At 41.1% G+C, this 22,284-nt stretch carries 21 protein-coding genes; 18 read left to right on the top strand and 3 right to left on the bottom strand.

Features of this window, described 5'->3' with window-relative positions:
* The first annotated feature begins 93 nt into the window (after positions 1-93).
* Complete coding sequence (gene hisC / locus FTU35_RS11430) at positions 94-1,182, top strand: histidinol-phosphate transaminase (RefSeq protein WP_004975206.1); 1,089 nt, start codon at positions 94-96, stop codon at positions 1,180-1,182.
* A gap of 65 nt (positions 1,183-1,247) precedes the next feature.
* Here hisC and pabB read toward each other — a convergent pair whose 3' ends face one another.
* The gene (gene pabB / locus FTU35_RS11425; RefSeq protein ID WP_004975209.1) at positions 1,248-2,588 is read right to left on the bottom strand and encodes an aminodeoxychorismate synthase component I; all 1,341 of its coding nucleotides are present in this window, start codon (positions 2,586-2,588) and stop codon (positions 1,248-1,250) included.
* Positions 2,589-2,842: 254 nt separating this feature from the next.
* Here pabB and FTU35_RS11420 point away from each other — a divergent pair, with 254 nt between their 5' ends.
* From FTU35_RS11420 to FTU35_RS11395, 6 genes are all read left to right on the top strand, one after another.
* Positions 2,843-3,826, top strand: a complete 984-nt coding sequence (locus tag FTU35_RS11420) for a DUF6160 family protein (RefSeq protein WP_180064748.1) — start codon at positions 2,843-2,845, stop codon at positions 3,824-3,826.
* 192 nt (positions 3,827-4,018) lie between these two features.
* Positions 4,019-4,852, top strand: a complete 834-nt coding sequence (locus FTU35_RS11415; RefSeq protein ID WP_096902113.1) for a C39 family peptidase — start codon at positions 4,019-4,021, stop codon at positions 4,850-4,852.
* A gap of 46 nt (positions 4,853-4,898) precedes the next feature.
* Positions 4,899-6,029, top strand: coding sequence for a hypothetical protein (locus FTU35_RS11410; protein ID WP_154320399.1), 1,131 nt, complete (start codon positions 4,899-4,901; stop codon positions 6,027-6,029).
* A gap of 12 nt (positions 6,030-6,041) precedes the next feature.
* The gene (locus FTU35_RS11405; protein WP_004975217.1) at positions 6,042-7,706 is read left to right on the top strand and encodes an OmpP1/FadL family transporter; all 1,665 of its coding nucleotides are present in this window, start codon (positions 6,042-6,044) and stop codon (positions 7,704-7,706) included.
* Positions 7,700-9,052, top strand: coding sequence for a putative pilus assembly protein FilE (filE, locus tag FTU35_RS11400; protein ID WP_180064747.1), 1,353 nt, complete (start codon positions 7,700-7,702; stop codon positions 9,050-9,052). The genes FTU35_RS11405 and filE overlap by 7 nt, the downstream gene beginning before the upstream one ends.
* A 20-nt stretch (positions 9,053-9,072) precedes the next feature.
* A complete protein-coding gene (locus tag FTU35_RS11395) occupies positions 9,073-10,983 on the top strand; it encodes a flagellar protein FilF (RefSeq protein WP_180064746.1) in 1,911 nt (636 codons plus the stop codon).
* Between the two features lie 101 nt (positions 10,984-11,084).
* Here the strand turns inward: FTU35_RS11395 and FTU35_RS11390 are convergent, their stop codons facing one another.
* Complete coding sequence (locus FTU35_RS11390; RefSeq protein WP_179990327.1) at positions 11,085-11,633, bottom strand: NUDIX hydrolase; 549 nt, start codon at positions 11,631-11,633, stop codon at positions 11,085-11,087.
* Positions 11,634-11,756: 123 nt separating this feature from the next.
* Between FTU35_RS11390 and FTU35_RS11385 the strand changes: the two genes are divergently transcribed.
* The 9 genes from FTU35_RS11385 to FTU35_RS11345 all read left to right on the top strand — a co-directional run bounded on the left by FTU35_RS11385 (position 11,757) and on the right by FTU35_RS11345 (position 20,125).
* Positions 11,757-12,353, top strand: a complete 597-nt coding sequence (locus tag FTU35_RS11385; protein WP_179989108.1) for a CoA pyrophosphatase — start codon at positions 11,757-11,759, stop codon at positions 12,351-12,353.
* Positions 12,354-12,384: 31 nt separating this feature from the next.
* Complete coding sequence (locus tag FTU35_RS11380; protein ID WP_179989107.1) at positions 12,385-12,915, top strand: gamma carbonic anhydrase family protein; 531 nt, start codon at positions 12,385-12,387, stop codon at positions 12,913-12,915.
* A gap of 160 nt (positions 12,916-13,075) precedes the next feature.
* The gene (gene tsaB / locus FTU35_RS11375; protein WP_096902124.1) at positions 13,076-13,741 is read left to right on the top strand and encodes a tRNA (adenosine(37)-N6)-threonylcarbamoyltransferase complex dimerization subunit type 1 TsaB; all 666 of its coding nucleotides are present in this window, start codon (positions 13,076-13,078) and stop codon (positions 13,739-13,741) included.
* Positions 13,742-13,753: 12 nt separating this feature from the next.
* Positions 13,754-14,578 carry an undecaprenyl-diphosphate phosphatase gene (locus FTU35_RS11370; protein WP_136143576.1) on the top strand — a complete coding sequence of 275 codons (825 nt, stop codon included), beginning with the start codon at positions 13,754-13,756 and terminating at the stop codon, positions 14,576-14,578.
* Entirely contained in the window at positions 14,572-15,393 is an 822-nt protein-coding gene (locus FTU35_RS11365; protein ID WP_179989105.1) for a class I SAM-dependent methyltransferase, read from the top strand. Before FTU35_RS11370 ends, FTU35_RS11365 begins: the two co-directional genes overlap by 7 nt.
* Before the next feature lie 146 nt (positions 15,394-15,539).
* On the top strand, positions 15,540-16,949 hold the full coding sequence (locus FTU35_RS11360) for a C13 family peptidase (protein WP_070154323.1): 1,410 nt from the start codon (positions 15,540-15,542) through the stop codon (positions 16,947-16,949).
* A gap of 18 nt (positions 16,950-16,967) precedes the next feature.
* Positions 16,968-17,807, top strand: a complete 840-nt coding sequence (gene fghA / locus FTU35_RS11355; protein WP_180064745.1) for an S-formylglutathione hydrolase — start codon at positions 16,968-16,970, stop codon at positions 17,805-17,807.
* A 168-nt stretch (positions 17,808-17,975) separates the two neighbouring features.
* Positions 17,976-19,079, top strand: a complete 1,104-nt coding sequence (locus tag FTU35_RS11350) for a YjgN family protein (RefSeq protein ID WP_180064744.1) — start codon at positions 17,976-17,978, stop codon at positions 19,077-19,079.
* Positions 19,080-19,093: 14 nt separating this feature from the next.
* Positions 19,094-20,125, top strand: coding sequence for a M48 family metallopeptidase (locus FTU35_RS11345; protein ID WP_180064743.1), 1,032 nt, complete (start codon positions 19,094-19,096; stop codon positions 20,123-20,125).
* 10 nt (positions 20,126-20,135) lie between these two features.
* On the opposite strand, the gene FTU35_RS11340 is transcribed toward FTU35_RS11345, so the two are convergent.
* The gene (locus tag FTU35_RS11340; protein ID WP_180064752.1) at positions 20,136-20,417 is read right to left on the bottom strand and encodes a DUF2218 domain-containing protein; all 282 of its coding nucleotides are present in this window, start codon (positions 20,415-20,417) and stop codon (positions 20,136-20,138) included.
* A gap of 229 nt (positions 20,418-20,646) precedes the next feature.
* Between FTU35_RS11340 and rpe the strand changes: the two genes are divergently transcribed.
* The gene (gene rpe, locus FTU35_RS11335) at positions 20,647-21,333 is read left to right on the top strand and encodes a ribulose-phosphate 3-epimerase (RefSeq protein ID WP_004975246.1); all 687 of its coding nucleotides are present in this window, start codon (positions 20,647-20,649) and stop codon (positions 21,331-21,333) included.
* Between the two features lie 426 nt (positions 21,334-21,759).
* Positions 21,760-22,281, top strand: coding sequence for a hypothetical protein (locus FTU35_RS11330; protein ID WP_373686822.1), 522 nt, complete (start codon positions 21,760-21,762; stop codon positions 22,279-22,281).
* The last annotated feature ends 3 nt before the right edge of the window (positions 22,282-22,284 follow it).

Here is a 22,284-nt window from a genome sequence, read left to right as displayed (position 1 = left end):
GGGGAATTTAAACCACACAAATTTTGTGTCTTTAGTAATGAAAATTCCTCTCCCTTTGGGAGAGGTTAGGAGAGGGTTTAAAGAGAATACAAAATGAATATCACAGCAGAACAAATGCGTTTTTGGAGCCCTGAAGTACGTGAGCTAGAGCCTTATGTACCGGGTGAGCAGCCAAAAATTCAAAATTTATTAAAATTGAATACCAATGAAAACCCGTATCCACCTTCGCCTAAAGTGGTGGAAGCGGTGCAAAAGGTTTTAGAAAACTCGGCAGATGCACTGCGTTTATATCCAGATCCAGATGCGTCTGAGCTTAAGCAAGCCATTGCGAAACAGCAAAATGTAGCTGTTGGAAATGTCTTTGTTGGCAATGGTTCAGATGAAGTCCTTGCACATATTTTTAAGGCTTTTTTTGTTCAGGAACAGCCGTTACTGTATCCGGATATCACCTATAGTTTTTACCCTGTATATAGTCAATTTTTTGGGGTAAAAACTAAAATTTTGCCTTTAAATGATGATTTTGAAATTGTGGTTGATGATTATAAGCAAGCCAATGGCGGCATCATCATCGCCAATCCGAATGCACCGACCAGTATTGCTTTGGGTTTAAGTGCGATTGAAGAAATTTTACAGGCCAATCCAAATTCAGTGGTAGTGATTGATGAGGCTTATGTCGATTTTGGTGCAGAGTCTGCAGTAAAATTGGTAGAAAAGTACGATAATCTTGTGGTGTGTCAAACCACATCTAAATCACGTTCTTTGGCAGGTTTACGTGTTGGTTTTGCGATTGCGCAACCGCATTTAATTGCCGCACTGGAAGCCGTGAAAAATAGTTTTAACTCCTATCCAATGGATCGTTTTGCGATTGCAGCAGCGGTGGCATCTTTTCAAGATCAGGCGTATTTTGAAGCACAATGCCAAAAAGTTATTGCAAGCCGTGAGAAATTGGTGACGGATTTAACGAGCTTGGGCTTTAAGATATTGCCATCACACGCCAACTTTATTTTTGCATCACATCCTCAACAGGATGCGGGTGAATTAGCTGCAGCATTACGTGAACGCGGTATTATTGTGCGTTATTTTAATAAACCACGCATCAATCAATATTTGCGCATTACTATTGGTACAGATGATCAAAATCAACGCTTAGTAGATACTTTAAAATACGATATTTTGGCTTAATTGTAAAATATCGTAGAGGCGAGTGAAGCATTGAATTCACTCGCTTTTTTTGTTTTTGCGACATGCTATTGCGCAGGTTTGTACCAGCGGTTCAATAAGTCCAACATCGCTGAAACCTTGTCAAAACATTCTTGATATTCTGCTTCACAAACAGATGCAATCGTGACGCCACCACCAGCCCATAATGAAACATCTTGCTGATATTTCTGAATAGAACGGATCAGGATATTCCAAGAACCCGTTCCATCGGCATCAAAATAACCCATAGAGCCGCAATAGGCGCCACGTGCTGCACCTTCGAGTTCATCTATAATTTGCATGGCACGAATTTTCGGTGCGCCTGTAATTGACCCACCTGGCAAGGCAGACATCAACACATCAAAAGGATTCATCTCGGCTTTTAGTGTTGCGGTCACTTCACTGACCATGTGATGCACTTGGTTAAAAGACTCAATATTGAATAACTTTGGCGTTTTGACGCTGCCAGTTTCGGCATAAACACTTAAATCATTACGTAATAAATCCACAATCATCACATTTTCAGCCTGATCTTTTTTAGATTCACTTAATTGTTGTTTCGATTGTCGGTCTAATTCAGGATCGCCATAACGTGGCATCGTGCCCTTAATGGGTTTTGTGGTAATTTTTCGATTTTCCTCAAAATCGATAAAGAGTTCGGGCGAACAACTTAAAATTTCAAAATCACCAATACGTAAATAACCTGCATAAGGTGCATTGGTCAGTTGCCAAAACTGAGCTGCAGTCTCTAAAAGTTGACCTTGAGCCTCAGCGCTAAACTCTTGCGTAAGATTAATTTGATAACAATCTCCTGCCACTATATAGTCTTGAACATGTTGAAAGGCGCGTTGGTAATCTGTGAAATTCCAGCGGGCTTGACACTTTTGGCTTAATTGGAACTGTTCAATTATGGTTGATTGAGTATATAAATTTAAAATAAAATCAAAGATTTGAGTAGCAGCATCGTCTGAACTATAAAAATACCAGCCATCAGTTTCTTGCTGTAAATAGCTTTTAAATTGACCTAAAAAAATACTTGGCTGGGGACGAGACTGCATATTGATGTGTTGCTGTGCTGCTGCATCATACGAAACAAACCCCATTACACTGCAAAATGGGGCGGTGTCAGCATCTTCTAAAGCACCGAGATGAGCTGTTAAATCTAATTGAGTTGGACTTAATTCATATTGATCCAATGCCGTTTTTTGAAAGTAAAAATGTTGATGGTTTTGCTGCACACAATAGCGTTCAGCCAAAAATGCAATACGTGCCTTTCCATTATTTTGCAAATAAATACAATGTGAAAGTGCTGCCAAAGCTTGCAAAATTCTTGCAGCCTCATATTCAGGTTCACAGAATAATTTTTTAAAATGAGTAGGATAGGACATAAAGCGTAAACAGCTGAAAGATTTTAAAAGGCTATTTTACATGATTGCAGCAGATAAAAAGCAAATAACCGTTTGTCGGTAAGATGTGGATTGCGACCAACAGCAGTTGAACAAAAAATAACTCAGATATACCTTTGTATGTGCAAACCGGCTACTCAAGGAATGTGTGTCAGTGTTGTCCTCATCAAATAAAAACACAATCACTGGCACTGAGTGGTAAACCAAAAAAATAATACTCTCGGGAGAGTAACAAGATGAAAAAATTTACTAAACTTGCTTTGGTATCATCAATCGCGTTAACGACAAATGCAATGGCAATGCAGGCAATGGACGATACTGCATTAAGCGCAACTACTGGTCAAGATGGTTTAAGCATCGGGATTGGTATTTCTAAAATCGAAATCGAAAAACTTTTAATCCATGATAATGATGGTTTACGTGTTGATGCTACCACTCCAGGTAAAGCTGGTGCGATTGTAATTAAAGGCAATGGTATTGCTGGAAATGCAAACGAAAAGCATGGTATTGTGATTGGTGCGAACTATGATAATAAAGGTGCTTACTTATTAACTTCGCGTAATTTAGCAGACTTGGTCATTGATACAGATGCAGGTTCTACTGCTGCAGGTGGAGCATTTATTAATGTTGCAGCTCAAGTATCTGGCTTAGATATCAAGATTGGTGAAATTGGTGTATCTGCATCAAATGCTGAAAATACAAGTACAACCTCTATCCGCCGTGGTAATGATGAGAAAAACTATAATGCAATTTTATCTGGTTTAACTTTAAAAACAGGTAAAATGGATGCCAACATCCAATTAGGCGCAGCGCCACAAGGGGCAATGATTAAATTAGATACCACAATGGTGGGTGGTTTAGAGATCAAAGACCTAGGTATTTTAGATAACTCTACTAAAGCAGGTACTGGAGATGGTACTGTAGGTAATCGTGCAGCAGGCCAAATCTATGTAGATAGCATTAAACTTACTGATGCAAACTCTACGGACTTAACCTTAAAACAAAACATTAGTGTGATTGGTAAGGAAGGTACTAACAATGGTTATATCCGTATTGTGAGTACTGGTGGTGCTAAAGATAACTATGTAGCAGGTATCCATTTAGGCAGTAAGGGTGCTGCTTCTATTGGTGATATGGAAGTTCAAGGTTTACAAACTTACTTTAGTCCAGATGCTGGTGTATACACCAAAGGTGCTATTATCACTATTTCTGGTCACTAATTTAAAAACTGAAAAAGCGCGTGAATTCACGCGCTTTTTTTTACAAATAAACTGATGAGTTCGCAAAAAAATAAAGAAAGCTCTTTTTTTTTTCTATAAAACGAGTATCTTTCTAAATACAAGGAAGTAGAGTGAAAACTCTAAAATAAAAATATTAGGCAGGTATTGCCGAGAACTAAAAAGTAAAAATATATGTTAGAGATCGCTTTGGGCTCGGCATTGATCTATTACGCTGCCACACAAGCCTTTGATTTAAAAGAACAGCATCCTGAAACTGTGCGTTACACAGAAACTTTGGATTCTAGAAATAATTCCTTTACCCGTATGCACAGAGAGCCTGTGCAAATTAAACCTGCTTTAGAAGATCAATTTCGTGGAATTGTGCGCCAAGCCTATGACTATAGTTGTGGTTCTGCAGCTTTAACAACCTTGCTGAATGGTTATGTAGGAACACAATTAAACGAGCAACAAACCATGAGTGGCTTGCTGCGTTATGGAGAATACGACCGAATTATTGAACGTCGTAGTTTTTCGCTATTGGATATGAAGCGCTTTGTCGCAGCTTTGGGCATGGAAAGTGGTGGATATCGCGGGGAGTTTTCGGATTTAGTTAAACAAGGACAGCCTGCAATTGTGCCGATTTCCTATGCAGGTTTTAAACATTTTGTGGTGTATAAGGCATATAAAAATGGACGTGTCTATGTGGCAGACCCTGCATTAGGCAATATCAGTTTCGATGAAGAACGCTTTAAAGAAGTTTGGGAGAATAACACCTTATTTCTAATTAATGTCGCACCGCAAAATCGTCAAACTATGTTGGCATTACAAGAAAAAGACTTGCGTCATGTGGAAGATGCAACAGTGAATCGTTATGCCTTTGTTGATATTCAATATCCACAATTTGCGATGGAAAAAATAGCCGATAAAGCATCGACAATACGTCTGGAACGTAATGTAAATAAAGATTCCGAAAATTATGGACAGTACGAGCATCGTTTTTTAAGACTCTACTATAAAAACAAGTAATTAGTTGTTCACGAAATACAAAAATAAAAAATGGAAGGGGTAAATCATGGATCGTAAATGGATGAATAAAACCTTATTGGCTCTCAGTATTCAAATGGCATTTGGGGTGGCTTATGCCGCAGAGGAGACGCAATTAGGGGAATATGAAACTACAGCTGAACAGGCAGAAGTATCAAATACAGCAGCATCAACTGCAGATACAAGTGCTGAAACAAATAGTGCGGTTGTCGCTACAAATGGCGTACAAGCAGCATCATCTGCTTTGCAACAGCAAGAGGGCGATGCAACCAAAGAGGCGAATTTAGAAGAAGTATTTACCTCGAATGAGCGTCAATACTCGCTCATGAAACAAGGTGATATTTCATCTTATTATGATATTGATTATACCTATCATCGTGATACGCAGCTCGACCTTGAAATGGCTCAAGGTCAGTTGTATCAGCTTCGTGTGCAAGAAAATGCGTCCCACGCATTAACTAACACCTTCACCGCACAATATGGTTTGCGTGACAATTTAACTTTATCTGCTTCTGTACCATTGGTTGCAAAGTCAGACTTGTTAAAAGATGCCACGGCAGCAGGCTTGGGGGATATTTCTTTAGGTGCGCGTTGGGAGCCATTCCCATTAAAAGCGGGGCGTTTACCTTTAATTTTATTCGCAAATTTATCGACCAAAACGGGGGATAGTCCTTACGAGATTAATCCTGTTAAAGATTTATCAACAGGTAAGGGTTACTACTCTGCAGGCATCGGTGCAAGTACGCGTAAGTATATTGACCCAGTTGTATTGTTTGCTTCTGCTTCAGCCAACTATGGTTTTAAAGAAAGCGGTCTCAATCAAATTCGCGGTAGCCGTATTATTGAAGAATTTGAGCCAGGGATTAGTGGTGGTTTTGCTTTTGGTTTTGCATATTCGTTTAACTACGATGTGTCGATGACCATGTCTTATCAGCAGAGCTTCAATACTGGTTCTGAGTTTTTTTATGAAGGAGGTGAAAGCTATTCGCCTGCAGACCAAACCAGTGCGACTTTAGCTATTTCATTAGGCGTGCGCGTTTCGCCTGAAACCATTGTGAATGGTACGGTAGGAATCGGTCTGACCGAAGACGCGCCAGACGTATCACTTGGTTTGTCATTCCCACTGGATATTCTCGGTTTCGGTAAAAAAATTCGCTAAGAGGCTAGTCGCATGAAAATGATACGACTTCGCCCGTTAGTGACTGCAATTATACTGTCGGGCTGTTCAGGGGCTGCTTTTGCGCAGCTTGGACAAAACTTATCTGTCGATATTCGTTCTTTGACTATGGGGAATGCGGTCACTGCAGATCCTCCTGGTATTAGTGCGATTCACTTTAACCCTGCTGCACTGACCAAAATTGAAGGTTTGCAAACAGATGTGCAAGGGGTATTGGCACATTTTGATGTACAGCGTGAGCTTTCTGTTCCAGCAGGTTATGACGTATTTGGTTATTCTGATGACCCTGTGGTGTGTAACGATGGGCCAGAAATTTTGGCCGATTTTTGTACCGATTTTAAAGGTACAGTACAAGCCGATGTCGAATATCCAACGTTGTATGTCCCGATTCTGAAAAAATTTGTCGATTTAGGTAAGGGTATGCCACTGGCAGCGCCAACCAACGGTATTGCCTATAATCCACCTGGTTCCAAAGTAACCTTTGCCACCGCATTATATGCACCGCTGATTGCAGGCTTTGGTGCCGAAAATGGTAACCCTGGTAACTTTATGGGACAACAGGTTGCCTTAGAACGTATCACCTATCTTTCTCCATCTATTGCCTATCAAGTCAATGATGAATTGTCAGTCGGTGCGTCAATTGGGATGTCTTACCAAGCTATCGCCATGAATACCGATTTGCGCTTCCCGAATGAACTAATCGGGATGTTGCGTATGGTGGATGAGGTCGTCTGTACCCCATTTAAAGAAAATTCAGACATCATTACCGATATTTTGTTGCTCGGGATTTGTAATGCCGAAGAAGGTATGAATCCATTTTCGCGTTTTGGGCAAATGCAATTGGCGGTTGAGCAAAGTTTAAGCCCGAGTTATAACTTGGGTATTTTGTGGGAACCGACAGAAGATTTTAGCTTTGGTATGGTGTATCAGAGTGCAGCTAAAATGCGCTTAAAGGGCAAATATCATATTGATAACTCGAAAGCACCGCGTGAGTTAATTAATGGTTTGATGTCTTCACCAACAGGTCAGATTTTAGCGGCAATTTTAGGTTTCCCAAGTTATATTCCAGCCAGTGAGTCTGGTTTGGTTTCTATGGATTTTGAATATCCTGCGCACTTTCAAGCGGGGATAAAATATAAAGTCATGCCTGATTTACAAGTCAATTTTGATGTGGGCTGGACTGACTATAAAGCATGGGATAAATTCAAATTCGAGTTTGACCGTCAAATCTCGGCATTAAAAATTGCAAAATTGCTTTCGGAGCATGTGTCTGATGACAGTTTAGCTTTGCCATTAGAGTTTAAGTCACCGTGGAACTGGGGTGTTGGCATCGAATATTCAGCCACAGACCGTTTAAAACTGCGTGCGGGTTATGAACCACGTGGTAGTGCGATTCCTGACAATAAACGTAACACTATGGTACCAATTAATAATGCACGTTTATTCGGTCTGGGTGTGGGATATCGTTTTGATGCAGATACAGACCTTGATTTATCCATCGGCTTTTTACAAAGTAAGGATAAAATTCCAGCCAATACCAGTAGCTTAGCCAATAAGGAAGGTGTGAATAACCTGCTGTTAAACCCTTATGCGGGTTTGAATGTGAAAACGGATACAAAAATTACAATTCTTGGATTGAGTTATAGAACACGATGGTAAGTTCAGTACGGAAAATAAAACGGACTTTATTTTCAAAGTCGATACTCACACTGATTTTCAGTATGGGATCGGTGTGTTACGCGAATCAGTTTTACACCATTATTGGACCAGATGGTCGTCCAATTGTGGTGCAGCGTAATGCTGCAGAAAAAAAGCAAACGATACAGGCGTTGGAAACCGCACAACAGCAAAAGCAAGTCCAACAAAAGCAACTACAAGAAAACCAACAACAAGACCAGTTTAAGCAAGACAAGGTGCATCAAGTACAGCAGATAACTGCTCAAACATCCGTTCAGGTATCTAAAAATATTTCTGTTCAGGCGAGCAAGCAACTGAATTTGTCTAAGCCGAATATCTCAGAACAATCCGCTATGTCACAAAATCAGGCTAGTCAAAGCAAAGAGAACTCATCATTGCGTGCATCACACACTGAGCCAAATGCAGTGCAGCAAGATATTTCCAGTGCGGAATCTGTTCATCAAACAGGATTGGCAAAAGAAGCAGCGATCAACAAAGTCGCGGTCAAACCATCTGTGCTAGAGGGTTTACAACAGCTTCCTCAGCAATTTGCGATTGATCCATCCACAGTGTCTGTTTCTAAAAAAACACCAGATCAAGCATCGCATGCATCTGCCCAACAAACGGGTTTTATGGAGATGGCGGGAGAACAGTATGTTAAAAGTGAGTATTTGGAAGATCAGGAGTTTAATTTAGAAGGAAAAAAACGCTTTTATAGTATGCCAGAAGGCATAATTGACACAAAAAATGGCGGTGGTGCTCGTATGCAAGTGGTCGAACGTGAACGTGGTGTAAGCCGTTCCGTTCTCAATAAATTATTTAAAAAGCAATCGGTTGCTGAGCCTCACGCTATTGTTTTGGCTGCAGACTATTATCGTGTTAATCAAGCTGAAGCAATTGAGGGTTTGGGGCAGCAATGTTTTGCTGAAAGCAAAAAAAATAAAGCTAAAACCTTAAAAGCACAACAAGATTTAAATTTGTGGCCTAGAGCTCCCTTAACCGAAAAATTTGATTATGAATTGGTGAAGTTAGAAGGCAATATTCAAAATATTCAAATCAACTCTTATGCTACGAAGCAAAATCAACCTACCTTTTATTGGCCTTTTGTGGTTTTTCTGGATCAAAAAGGCTGTGTGATTGAAGGTGCTGGTGGTTTTAGAAATCAGGATACTGCAGGCAATGTCTTACAACACGAGGTGATAGAGGGCATGCTGCAACTTCCAAAAAATAGCCACTATGTATTATTAACGCCATTGGCTTCTGCAGTGGATATGGAACATCGCGCGCTCAGTAACCAAGGGCAATTAAAACTCATTGCGATACGCTAACAACAATAAGAGAATTCAGGATGAAAACAAGACATATTTTACCTTTTGCAACGACAGCATTGATGGCGGCATTGAGTGGCTGTGGTGGAGAAAGTGCCAATATTAATCCAGAGCCTAATGCTGTGGCGTATATCAACGGGAGTTGTGCCAGTACAAAAAAAAACTGCGTGGAATTTGCATTGGATTATCCTGTGGATGGTTTGAATTTTACCTGTAGCAGTGATACCAGTAAAACCTACATCACCATGATTGAGCCGAAAAGTAATGCGGCAACAGGTAAATGTAGTGAAGGAGATAAAGTCCACTTCTTTATTCAGGAAAAGACCAATCAATATATTGATTTAGGCACAGTATCATTGTCTGATATTGGAATGGTCAGTACTGCAGGCGCGGGTTATCCACGTTTAAGTGTGTTAGATATGGCACGTGGATTAACAGGACGCCAAGCAACGAGTTTAAGTAGTAGTGACGAAACGATACAGGTCGCGACTGCAATTGTACGTGTTTTACAGGCTTTATCTCTTGAAAATAAAAATTTTGTCGCAGGCGATATTCAGCCTTTAACGATTACGACACTCAAAAAAGAACAATTGGCAAATGTTGCTGAGTCCGTTGAGCTTGGTGACTATCGTTCAGGGGCTTATGCCAGTATTATACGCCCGTGGGTAGATGTGTCACAGGTATCTCAAGATGATGCTTATCAAGCATTAAACACCTTGGTTTACATGAATAACTCGGCATCTTATCAAGCTAACTATCCAATTTTAGCCAAAGAAGATTCACAATTACCACAGGGTTTATATGGCTGTAATTTGGCAGATTGTAAATCTACGGTCGCAGATTTGAAACACCTCATTGGGCAGTATCAACTGATTACAGACCGTTCAGGGTATACCTTCGGTTATGGTATGCAGTGGAAAGGTGCGGTGTCTGCAAACACCACCAACCCAATTTTAACGGTGAGTGGTGAATTGATTCGTAAAGTGCGTCCTGAGCGTATGGTTGCAGCAGCACAAACCACATGGGTCAACCCATTGAATAAACGTATTCAGGGGCCATTCCGTTTTAGTGTGAATGACAATGCGGCTGATGATTTTAAAATTACCCAAGGTAAGGTGTTTAATGATTATTTAATTGCAGGCACGGAAGGTTTTTATAAATTATTGACCAAATCTACAACAGCGAATCCTGCAGATTATGGTCAATGGCAACAAACCATAGGTACCGATCAGTTCAAAGGTTCTTTTGATGCCTATAAATTCTTTTCTGTGAACTTTTTGGATAATCGCGTTTTTAAAACCCAGAAAAATGTACCTTTAGGCAGTCGCTATATTTTCCCAATTTATGCAACCTTGACCTTTAATTTTGATGGCGGAACGACTACAGATAGCATCAAATTAGGTGTTGTTTTAGATGAGGATGGCAATATTCGTACAGATATAGCACCAAATGCCACAGAAACCGATATGTCTGGTCAGTGTGCAGCAATTCGTCAGTCTGGTGCTGAATATGTTGATACAAATGGTGTGCAGCAATACCGTATAGGTGTGTTAGGTGCAACCGATATCGACAATAAAGCAGTCACTTTACGTATGATTTTAGCCAATCCAAAATTTCATAAACTTGATGGCGCAGTCATTGGTTTGAATACCAAAATTGAAGCGGTTGAAGGTGGAAATGGTCAAGTGGTGGGCGGTGCACGTGCCAATATTGGCAATTTAGTTGCAGCCAACTCTACACGTATTACATTGTCTGATTTCAATGGCTCAACAGTGAAGTGGAGCAATATTTATCATGCGCAACTTGCAACTTACGTGGCTCAAAACCCTGCTTTAGCAACTGATGCAGATAAAGCTTTGGTGAAAGCCCAAGGTGGAGCTGTAAGTCTAGATGTTGCTGAGTGTTATAACCCAAATAAAGTGCGTATTTAGCATTAATTTTAGGTGACATAGTGATGAAAATAGCCCACTTTAGAGTGGGCTATTTATTATTCGAATTTTAGCTTGATTCAAATGAACATCATGTGGGGTTTTTAACCCGTATGATCTGTACGTGAACCTAAGGTTTCTAAGTGGGTCGTAAAATGATTGTTTTTTCGATCTGCAAAGTAGTGTTGTAAAGTACGTTCTACACTTGGGAAAGCCAATTCAGACCACGGAATTTCATCTTCACTAAACAAGCGTGATTCGATGGTTTCTTCACCTGCACCAAATTGACCATTCAACAATTGAGCTTTGAACAGCACATAAATTTGCCCAATCCGTGGAATGTTATACATGCAATAAAGTTGTTCGATTTCAATTTCCGCTTCGGCTTCTTCGCGGGTTTCACGGGCAGAACCTTGCTCCATGGTTTCAAACATTTCCATATAGCCTGCGGGTAAAGTCCACAAACCATAGCGTGGTTCAATTGCACGACGACACAACAATACTTTATTTTCCCAAACGACCAATGCACCACAAATGACTTTTGGATTGACATAGTGAATATTGCCACATGCGCTACACACTTGACGTAATTGCTGATCGCCAAGCGGAATTTTCATTGTTGTTTTTTGTCCACAATTTCCACAAAAGTTCATAGTGATCGTCATTGTTGAAGGGAGTTCTCAGAATAACTGAAAATTTCAACTTTGGCATCCTCTCTATCTATTGCCCACCTATTTCAGCTATGATGAAAACTTAGACAAGGAGAATTATAAGGCATGATTGATCATTCGCTCACGCATCTATTACAGCAACGTTTGCGCTTTTCTAAAACGTTCATGGAAGCGCATGCAGCGGTATTGATTGCCATTACCGACGAGTCTGATCCAAAGGTATTGCTAACCCGCCGTTCTACCTTACTCAATAATCACGCGGGTGAGGTGTCTTTCCCTGGTGGCAAACGCGATCCGCAAGATACCAGTAATATTGTGGTGGCATTGCGTGAAGCGCAGGAAGAAACCGCATTAAATCCATTTGAAGTGCAGTTGATTGGTGACTTGCCAATGCAAAAAGCCCGTAATGGAATGTTAGTCAAACCTGTGGTGGGGCTGATTCCCCCAAAAGTAGAACTAATTGCACAACCTTCAGAAATTGATCGGATCTTTTTTGCTTCTTTACAGCATTTGATGGAAGCGCCACCAACGCCGTATGAAGTGAGCTTTGCACAACAAAAATTATATTTTCCGAGCATGCAGGTTGAAGATGAAGTGGTTTGGGGTTTAACAGCGCGGATGTTGGTGTCTTTATTTGAATATGGTTTGGATTATCGTAAAGAATGGCCGTTTTTGTTAAATTCACCAACATTTAAGAAATAGAAAAATTTTGATGTGAAGATAGGAAGGAACCATGTTGTATAAATTTAAAGGATATGCGCCTAAAGCCATGCAGCAACCGTGGGATGGTTGGGTGGCGGATAATGCCACGGTCATTGGTCAGGTTGAGTTGGGGCAGAAAGTCAGTATTTGGTTTGGGGCTGTGATACGTGCCGATAACAGTAAAATCAAATTGGGTAATTTTAGCAATGTTCAGGAAAATGCTGTATTGCACACCGATGCAGGCATTGAAATGCAGATTGGTGATTATGTGACTATTGGACATCAGGCGATGTTACATGGTTGTACCGTGGGCGATAACAGTCTGATTGGCATTAATGCAGTGGTACTGAATCATGCGGTGATTGGTAAAAACTGTATTATTGGCGCGAATGCTTTAATTCCTGAAGGGAAAGTGATTCCCGATAATTCTGTGGTGATGGGTTCTCCCGGTAAAGTGGTTAAGACTTTGGATGAGTCTGCAGAAGCACGTTTAAAAATGAGTGCGCTGCACTATGCTGAACATTTTCAGCATTTTGTAAACCTAGAGCCTGCAACACTCTAAAATAGAATTTGCATCGTTTAGTCAAACGCATTTTTTAGCTGTAATTACATAGAATTTTATACTCAGGAATTGCAATCAAAGGCATGTAAATCCTCGCGTGAATTTCAGGAGTGGAGTATCATAACGCCAATTTTTGATATTTACTCCTTGAAGGTTGTGCATGAAATTGCTGGCATTGGAAACTGCCAATGAGCAGTGTTCCGTTTCGATTGTAGATGAAACACAGGAACTCTTTTTTCAATTAGATGCGCGAGCAAAAGCACAAACGCAAACCATCTTACCGATGATTGAGCAAGGCTTTGCTGAAACTCAAATTAGTACGGCTGATCTGACTGCAATTGCCTTTAGCCGTGGCCCAGGTTCTTTTAGCGGTGTGCGAATTAATGCGGCAGTCACGCAAGCTTTGGCGTGGGCGCATGATGTGCCTGTAATTCCTGTATCGACTTTGCAGGCATTGGCGCAGGCGGCTTATCGTCTTGAAGGATTAACTGCGGTTACGGCTGTGTTGGATGCACGCATGAATGAAGTGTATATCGCCAGTTTTGAGCTAGATGCACAAGGAATCATGCAGGCGGTTGATCAGGAACAATTATTGAATTATAGCGATGCTGCACAGACGGTACGCTTTCAATTGGTCGGTTCTGGTGCAGGTCTCATTGATCAAGAACAAATACAATACAAAGGCTTAAGTGCAACCGCACAAGATATTGCTACTATTGCACGCGTCTGTGCACAGCAACAGCAATGGGTCAGCGCAGAACAAGCATTGCCTGTCTATTTACGTGACAATGCTTGGAAAAAAATTCCAGAACAAGGCAAGGCATAATTAGGGTTATTTATGGATCTTTTACTGCTGCTCAAAGCGGCAATTATGGGTATTGTAGAAGGGATTACCGAATTTCTACCCATTTCTAGCACAGGACATTTGATTCTCGCTGCAGAGCTAATGGACTTTTGGACCAAAGAAAAAAGCGATGTATTTGTGATTGCCATTCAAATGGGAGCAATTGCAGCGGTCATATATGAGTACTGGACACGTCTATGGGGCGCAGCCACAGGCATGTTTACTGGCGAAGAAAAAGGTCGACGCTTGGGCTTTGGTCTGATTATGGCATCTATTCCAATTATTCTGATTGGATTGACCTTTGGGCAGACTGTAAAAGAATTACTCTTTAATGATGTTGCCGTGGCGATTGGTTTGATTATTGGCGGTTTTATTATTATGTGGATTGAAAAACATCCACCACAAGTACGTGCCCATGAGGTTGAAGAACTAACTTATCGAGATGCGATTTGGATTGGTCTAATTCAGGTATTGTCGCTGATTCCGGGGACTTCGCGTTCAGGTGCAACTATTATTGGCGCGATGTTCTTGGGTGTATCGCGAAAAGCAGCAACTGAGTTTTCCTTCTTTTTGGGAATTCCTGTCATTATTGGCGCAGGCTTGCTCGACTTATATCAAAGCTATGATGTATTCCAAACTACTGAAGATTGGACCGTACTCAGCTTCGGGATCATCGTCTCTTTTGTTTCCGCACTTTTGCTGATCCGTGCATTGGTGGCTTATGTGGCGAAACGTGATTTTATGATTTTTGCTTGGTATCGTATTGCTTCAGGTTTAATCATTTTATTGTTCGCATTCACAGGCTGGAAACTATGGTAAGCGAACTTCGCTTATACACCGAAGCCGAGTGGCTCACTCAAGCACAGCATTATTCTGCTGTGCTTTTGTCTAGAGGCGTGCAAACGTGCATTGAAACAGTAGAAAAACTCAATGCGCGTTTTTTGCGTTTGAACCCTGAATTGGCATTGTGTGTAGATGCTGAAGGGTTGTGGTTGTGTGCCAATGGCATGAAAATGCAACCCGATTGGAAAGCTGAAGTTGGGCGATTGAAACGTGCCTCTTTAAAATCGGAAATGATTGCTCGTGCCTGTAATTTGTCGGAAAAACCAAGCCTAATTGATGCTACGGCAGGATTAGGACACGACAGCTTACTCATGGCACACTTGGGTGCTCAGGTCACGTTGTTGGAGCGTCATCCTATTCTTTTTACTTTGTTGGAGGATGCTAAACGCCAAGCCGCAGATGATCCTTTTTTAGCAAGTGTTGTTGCCCGTATCCAGTTGGTTTTTACAGATTCAGCAGATTATTTACGCAACTGCGCAGCGCAGGGCAAAGTGGTTGATGTGGTGTATTTAGACCCGATGTTTCCGCAGCGAGATCAACATCAACAGGCGCAGAAAAAGCAGGCACAAGTCAAAAAACAAATGCAGTTATTACATTTGCTGTTACCTGAAGATGGTGAAATGGATTTGGGTGATCATTTATTGGGTTTGGCACAGCAAATTGCCAAACGTGTTGTGGTGAAGCGCCCACGTTTGGCTGTATTTTTGGCGGGGCAGGAAACCACACATCAATGGCAGGGTGATGCTTGCCGATTTGATGCCTATTTCCAAGCAAATTTGAACAATGGGTAGATTTCTACCACTAAAGCACTGGCAAGGCGTTCAATGCTTCTATAATGCGCAAAGATTTGTTATATAGTTAAAATTGACAATTGATAATTACGACGACAAGCATAAACTTGGAGTGTGGAAACGCGAGCTGCGATTAACAGAATCCTATGATTGACTTCAAACCCTCCATTAATTTTTGGCACGATTTTAAAAGCAACCAAGCCGCAGGCGTTTGGTTATTTTTGGGTTCGCGACGCTCTTTGCAAATTATTCGTCCTTCTATCTTACAACTGATTTTTTGGGGGATTTTAGGTGGTCTTGCCAATACCTTATTCAGTTGGTTGGTCGCGGGAGAAGTGGGTGAATTTAACCCACAAGGTTTGGTCAGTTATGCCTTGTGGCCCTTTATTGCCTTAATTGTCGGAATTATTCTTTCTCAGCGTGTCAATAACCCGCGTTTATTGTTAGTACCTGCTTTGTTGTGGTTGGTATTAGATACTCACGTTGCATTATTACAAAGCTTGATTCAATACATGGGCATGATGGATGTCTTGCCGTATGTGTTGTATGACTATTTGCCTACCATTTTTATGGTGCTATTTGTTTGGCAAAGTTTGGCAGTGGTATGGGTGTTTTCACGTGAATTGCATTGGCCGTGGTGGGAACGTGCGCTGATTGTTTTGGCGACCTTATTCACTTTGGTAGTTTGGCAAATGTCAGTGAAAAGTCAGCCCATTTGGAAAGTAGAAGAAGTTCCACCAAGTCTAAGCGAAGAAGCTTTTTATGCACAAAGTCGTGTACTCAATAAAGCTTTAGACAGTATTCAATATGGGGAATTTGCTCAATCGCATTGGTACTTTTTAGGTGTTGCAGGGGCGAGTTATCAAGACGTATTTATGTCTGAAATTGAACGGATTCGTGAACAGTTTGATACTCGTTTTGGTACTTTTGGGCGTTCGATGGTGTTAATTAATAACCCAATGACCCGCAATGTAATTCCAATTGCTTCGCAAACCAGTATTGAATTAGCGCTGCGCCGTATTGGACAGCGCATGAACCGTGAAAGTGATGTGCTGTTTTTATATATGACCTCACACGGTTTAAAAGATCATTTTGAAATTGAAAATGCACCACTTGACTTAAATCAGGTCGATCCGAAATGGTTACGCGATACTTTGGATAAATCGGGTATTCGTTGGCGTGTGATCGTCATTTCAGCCTGTTATTCAGGTAGCTTTGTATCTGCTTTGCAAGATGATAATACCTTAGTGATTACTGCTTCGGCGGCAGACCGTGAGTCATTTGGCTGTTCAAACGAAGCTGACTATACTTATTTTGGTCGTGCCTTTTTTGATCAGGCTATGCGTGAGCAAAACTCTTTTGCTAATGCTTTTAATGAAGCCAAAGTGACTGTGGCGAAATGGGAGCAAGCGCAAGGTTTTGAACCTTCAGAGCCACAATGGGCAATTGGTAAAAATATGGAATTGATGTTGCCACAATTAGAGCAGCGTTTGTTTCCTCAAAAAAGTGTTGCAACATCGGCTGAAATTCAATTGAGTGCACAATCTGTTCAATAAGCCAAAGAGGAGAGGGTGATGGAGTTAATTCAGAACAACCGCTGTTTTGAGGGTGAGCAACGAATTTATCGTTTTCATTCCAATGCTTTACAGACTGAAACTCAGTTTGGCATTTTTTTACCAGAACAAGCTTTGGCGGGGCAGGCTTGTCCTGCGGTATTTTATTTGGCAGGTTTAACCTGTAACGAAGAAACCTTTGCGATTAAAGCACATGCGCAGCACATGGCAGCGCAATTGGGACTGATTTTGATTAGTCCAGATACTTCACCGCGTGGCGAAGCTGTTGCCAAAGGCGACCATTGGGATATTGGACAGGGGGCAGGTTTCTATATCAATGCGACACAAGCACCGTGGGCGGCACATTATCAAATGGAAACTTTTGTCACCGATGAGCTTTATCAATTGGTGCTGCAACAGTTCCCAATTCAGGCACAGCACGTTGGCATCATGGGGCACAGTATGGGCGGTCATGGTGCATTGACCCTCGCGTTTAAATATCCTGAAAAATTTAAATCCGTGTCTGCTTTTGCTCCGATTTGTGCGCCAAGCCAATGTCCGTGGGGTGAAAAAGCGTTTTCGAATTATTTAGGTACAGATCGACAATTGTGGCTACAGCACGATGCGACTGCGTTGGTGCAGGTCAAAGGTGCATTGTTCAGTGAAATTTTGATTGATCAGGGGTTGAAAGACCAATTCTACAGTCAGCTCAATCCTGCATTATTTCAGCAAGCTTGCGATGCGGTTGGGCAAAAATTGAGTTTGCGGGAACATGCAGGCTATGATCATGGCTATTATTTCATTCAAAGCTTTATAGATCAGCATTTGCAATTCCATGCTGTACAATTGCAAGCAGACTAAGTCAAACACTCAATTTTACACATTGATTTTTAAACTTTTCTAGGCAAGTTGTTCACTTTTTATTAGAATGGTGAACACTTGCTTTTTTACCGTTTGGAAAGATTGCTCATGTGGGTTTGAGCGTCTGGGTAGAATAACGACCGCACAATAAAATAAATAAGGCATCACATGCACAATTCAGAATGGGATTCACCACAACAAGCAACGCCATCTTCCCCTTTTTTTCCAGCGGAGCCTACGACGCCACCCACGCGGAATCCATTACTTGGACGGATTCATCATTTTCAATTTCATGGTAGCGCCTCAGAGTATTTTGGCATTTGGATTGTCAATATTTTGTTGATGATTGTGACTTTTGGGCTGTATGCACCGTGGGCAAAAGTACGTCGTTTGCGCTATTTTTATGGCAATACCGAATTAATAAAACGTCGTTTTGATTTTACAGGCATCCCACATAAAATTTTATTGGGACGTTTAATTGCCATTGGAATTTATGTTGCGATCTCGGTGGTTTCCAATTATTCAGTCAAAGCCATGGTTATTGGCGTGGTGGTTTTATATTTGGCTGTGCCGTGGTTGATTCGAGCGACCATCCGTTTCAAGGCGCGAAATAGTAAATTTGGCAATGCGCGTTTTTATTTTTCAGGCAGTAACAAAGAAGCCTATTGGGTATTTTTAAAATGTATCGTGATTAATCTGTTTACATTGGGCTTATTTTTTCCTGTGTTGGTGTGGATGTATAAGCGTTATTGCCTGGACCATTTATATGCAGGACAGCTTAAATTTAAGCTGAAAGCAGATTGGCCAGCATATATGCGCGCGATGTATATACCTGTTCTCTTGTTTTTTGGCATTTTGCTTGCAGTCGGGATAATGTTGGCTTTGGCAGGACAGTTGAGTCGTAATCCTGCGCAGTTGGTTTGGTTATTTCTAGCGGTTTATCTGTTGGGGTTGTTTTTAATTTGGCCACTAATGTCGGCGCGAATTTTTATCACTACATGGAACAATACCAGTATCAGTCGTAGTGAATTTCAGACCGATTGTGGGCAGTGGCACTATACTTGGATTGTGGTGACCAATTGGATTGTGAAAGTCCTGAGTTTGGGTTTAATGACCCCATGGGCAGCTATTCGTTTATATCGTTATCAGGTTGAGTCTTTAAGTCTACATTTAAAAAATGATCCAGATTTGATGATCAATCAACTGCAAGCTGAACATAGCGCACTAGCAGAAGAAATCAGTGATATTTTTGATATTGATGTATCGCTGTAAGGTAGGAGATGAAGATGGCGGCACAGATCGTGGATGTGGTGTTTTATGATGGTGTGGTGTCTAAACCATGGGCAGCCAAAATCTCTCCTATAGATGCTCAGTCGGTACTTATCCGTTATGGTGAAAATTTAGAGCAACAACGACACTATCATTATCAAGACATGATGTTGGTGGGCGCACTAGGTAAAATTCAACCTGTCATTGAACTTAAAGACGATGCACGTATTGAATTTTCCCAAGCCTTGCCTGAATGGTTTCAACTGCGAAATAAACAGGTGCAGCATTCTATTTGGAAATTGGAACGTACGCCAAGCCTAATTGTATTTAGTCTGGTTTTTGTGTTGTTGATGGTATTTGCCACAGTGCAATGGGGCATCCCAAGTGCATCCAAATACGTTGCTTTTCAGTTGCCTGCGAATACCTTAAAGCAAATTGGTGATGAAGCAGAGCGTTATATCTTAGACATGACAGCGCCAAGCCAACTGCCCGCAGCGCGTCAGCAGAAAATTCTAACAGATTATCGACAGCTTATTGCAGGAGATACACCTGCCAAAGTGCTGTTTCGACAAGGTGATCGCTTAGGCGCGAATGCTCTGGCAATTCCGAATAACACCATTATTTTGACCGATGAATTGGTGGAATTGGCGGAGAATGATCAGGAAATCATTGGCGTGTTGGCACATGAACAAGGGCATTTGGTAGAACGACACAGCTTGCAACAGGCTTTATCGAGCTTAGGGTTTAGTATTATTTTGCTCGCGATTACAGGAGATGGTACAGATTTAGTTTCGACCTTGCCTGTGGCGCTCGTGGGGGCAAATTATTCACGTAATTTTGAATCTGAAGCAGATTATTATGCTTTAAATACGATGCATGCTCAGGGCATTCCAACCATTCATTTTGCCCATTTTCTGGAGCGTTTGGCAGAAGATGCAGGTGAAGACACCGCCAAAAGCCCTTTGGATTTTTTACAAAGCCATCCTGCAACACAAAAACGTATTCAAGCGGTTAAGGATTTTGAACAAACGCAGCGTTTAGCGCCTTAACATGAAACAGTTAGTACCGTTGCCAAACCGCGCTCAATTCTGTTTGTCCCATACGACTTAAATGATCAAGCACAACTTGTTCGAGGTAACGTAAATTTGTTTCAGCCTCTTTGGCTTGAATTTTAACCATAAGCTCATCTGTTTGAGGCGTAAGCAGAATTGTGGCAGTTGGCATCATAATTTGGTATTGGGTTGGATTGTCTACAACATCAAATTTATGTTTCCAGTGGTTGAGTAGACGCTTGGCAATACGGCTTGCTTGCGTTGTTTGAATATGGGCAGAACTGTTTATCATCTGTTGAAACCAGCATGTTGTTCAAATGAGTAATGGTGTTCACCATAACAAAGCTAGACTGAAAGAACAGTGGAATGCTGCAACAGAGCGTTGCGGATATAGAATTATTAAATTGGATGATCCAACTGAATCATCGAACTGAATGATCCAATCGTAACAGAATCCACCACATCAAGCAGTCTTTGCTATAATGCGCCACAATCCCAATATTCAGCTAGGTTCTCCCATGTCCAAGCCTTATTTAATTGCGCCGTCTATTTTATCTGCAGATTTTGCTCGTCTAGGCGAAGAAGTGGAAAATGTACTTCAGGCAGGTGCCGATGTGGTGCATTTTGATGTGATGGATAATCACTATGTACCGAATTTAACTTTCGGTGCAGGTGTATGTAAGGCATTGAAAAACTATGGTATTACTGCACCAATTGATGTGCACTTAATGGTAAAACCTGTAGACCGCATGATTGGTGATTTTCTAGAAGCGGGCGCAGACATTATCACGTTCCATCCTGAAGCTTCAGAGCATATTGACCGTTCATTGCAACTGATTAAATCGGGTGGGGCAAAAGCGGGTTTGGTCTTTAACCCTGCTACACCGCTGCATTATTTAGATTATGTACTTGATAAAGTTGATCAGATTTTACTCATGAGTGTGAACCCTGGTTTTGGTGGGCAAAAATTCATTCCAATGACTTTAGAGAAATTACGTCAGGCACGTCAAATCATTGATGCTTCAGGTCGTGATATCCGTTTAGAAGTCGATGGTGGTGTGGGACCTGCCAATATTCGTGAAATTGCAGAAGCGGGCGCAGATATGTTTGTTGCAGGCTCAGCAATTTTTGGCAAGCCAGACTATAAAACGGTGATTGATGAAATGCGTGCTGAATTGGCAAAAGTTGGCGCAGTCGAAGTATAAATTTCTACAATCACAAGTGCTTATGCTGTGGATAACTTTGTAGATAACCGTATGGATATCTATGTTGATAACACTATGGATAAGCCGATTAAGTCATAAACATTTGTACATCAATTGTTTATGACTTATACAAAATAAGTATAAAAAGGATTCAATCGAATCCTTTTTGTTTATTTTAAATACACTGAATTTATTGAGTATTTACTCAGTTAATTATAAAAATAAGTTGCTTAATATATAACTTGATTGTTTTAGTTGGCTTTTAAATCGCACGGATTCACTCTGTTTTTCAATGCAGAAGATATTGTGTATAAGTGGGGCTTGAATTATATTGAGTGCATTGTAGATTGTGGATTGTACTTGGCAAAAATGTTCAATTCTTGTGCAAGTTCAGGTCTGCATCTTTCATACTCAGGAATTTATTTAGTGCTGACTCAACCCTACAAACAAATGTGGTTTGTTGTCCTGATGGCATTTGTCATAGGGTGGAGTGGTATTGTTAGTGCTGCGGTAAAACCTGCACATGATTGGATGATGTCAAATCAGGCAGCAGGGTCTGAGATTCGACATTCTGCAACCGCAGCGAGTGAAATGACATCTTTACCAGATTGTCATACCACAGCTTTACAAACGTATCCTGAAACCAAGCAGCATATATCTGGGCATGATGCCAAGGCCAACCATCATCTCAGTCAGCACACATCCGCAACGGATACCGATTTAAATGCGGCAGATTGTTATGGCTCGGCTGATTTTTCTACTGTAAAGACGAATTGTCAGGACTGTGCGCAGTTGCATTGTCAAAGCTTAAACAGTGTGTTGAATGTGCAAGTCCCTGAACTGATTCAACCTATAGCACTTACATCGGTCAATATTCTATTGCCTGCTTATCAAGCTCAACATTTACTTGGGCATTGGCAGCAAATTTTACGTCCACCCAAAGCTTAATCC

The organism is Acinetobacter sp. YH12095 (assembly GCF_013419245.1).
Taxonomy (GTDB): Bacteria; Pseudomonadota; Gammaproteobacteria; order Pseudomonadales; family Moraxellaceae; genus Acinetobacter; species Acinetobacter towneri.
This window is presented reverse-complemented; position numbering and strand designations above follow the sequence as displayed.

Coding starts and splice junctions, on each gene's coding strand:
- FTU35_RS11415 (WP_096902113.1), top strand. CDS start 4,019: ATGTTAGAGATCGCTTTGGGCTCGGCATTGATCTATTACGCTGCCACA.
- filE (WP_180064747.1), top strand. CDS start 7,700: ATGGTAAGTTCAGTACGGAAAATAAAACGGACTTTATTTTCAAAGTCG.
- FTU35_RS11370 (WP_136143576.1), top strand. CDS start 13,754: ATGGATCTTTTACTGCTGCTCAAAGCGGCAATTATGGGTATTGTAGAA.
- hisC (WP_004975206.1), top strand. CDS start 94: ATGAATATCACAGCAGAACAAATGCGTTTTTGGAGCCCTGAAGTACGT.
- FTU35_RS11390 (WP_179990327.1), bottom strand. CDS start 11,633: ATGAACTTTTGTGGAAATTGTGGACAAAAAACAACAATGAAAATTCCG.
- FTU35_RS11360 (WP_070154323.1), top strand. CDS start 15,540: ATGATTGACTTCAAACCCTCCATTAATTTTTGGCACGATTTTAAAAGC.
- fghA (WP_180064745.1), top strand. CDS start 16,968: ATGGAGTTAATTCAGAACAACCGCTGTTTTGAGGGTGAGCAACGAATT.
- FTU35_RS11365 (WP_179989105.1), top strand. CDS start 14,572: ATGGTAAGCGAACTTCGCTTATACACCGAAGCCGAGTGGCTCACTCAA.
- rpe (WP_004975246.1), top strand. CDS start 20,647: ATGTCCAAGCCTTATTTAATTGCGCCGTCTATTTTATCTGCAGATTTT.
- tsaB (WP_096902124.1), top strand. CDS start 13,076: ATGAAATTGCTGGCATTGGAAACTGCCAATGAGCAGTGTTCCGTTTCG.
- FTU35_RS11405 (WP_004975217.1), top strand. CDS start 6,042: ATGAAAATGATACGACTTCGCCCGTTAGTGACTGCAATTATACTGTCG.
- FTU35_RS11385 (WP_179989108.1), top strand. CDS start 11,757: ATGATTGATCATTCGCTCACGCATCTATTACAGCAACGTTTGCGCTTT.
- FTU35_RS11350 (WP_180064744.1), top strand. CDS start 17,976: ATGCACAATTCAGAATGGGATTCACCACAACAAGCAACGCCATCTTCC.
- FTU35_RS11410 (WP_154320399.1), top strand. CDS start 4,899: ATGGATCGTAAATGGATGAATAAAACCTTATTGGCTCTCAGTATTCAA.
- pabB (WP_004975209.1), bottom strand. CDS start 2,588: ATGTCCTATCCTACTCATTTTAAAAAATTATTCTGTGAACCTGAATAT.
- FTU35_RS11395 (WP_180064746.1), top strand. CDS start 9,073: ATGAAAACAAGACATATTTTACCTTTTGCAACGACAGCATTGATGGCG.
- FTU35_RS11345 (WP_180064743.1), top strand. CDS start 19,094: ATGGCGGCACAGATCGTGGATGTGGTGTTTTATGATGGTGTGGTGTCT.
- FTU35_RS11380 (WP_179989107.1), top strand. CDS start 12,385: ATGTTGTATAAATTTAAAGGATATGCGCCTAAAGCCATGCAGCAACCG.
- FTU35_RS11420 (WP_180064748.1), top strand. CDS start 2,843: ATGAAAAAATTTACTAAACTTGCTTTGGTATCATCAATCGCGTTAACG.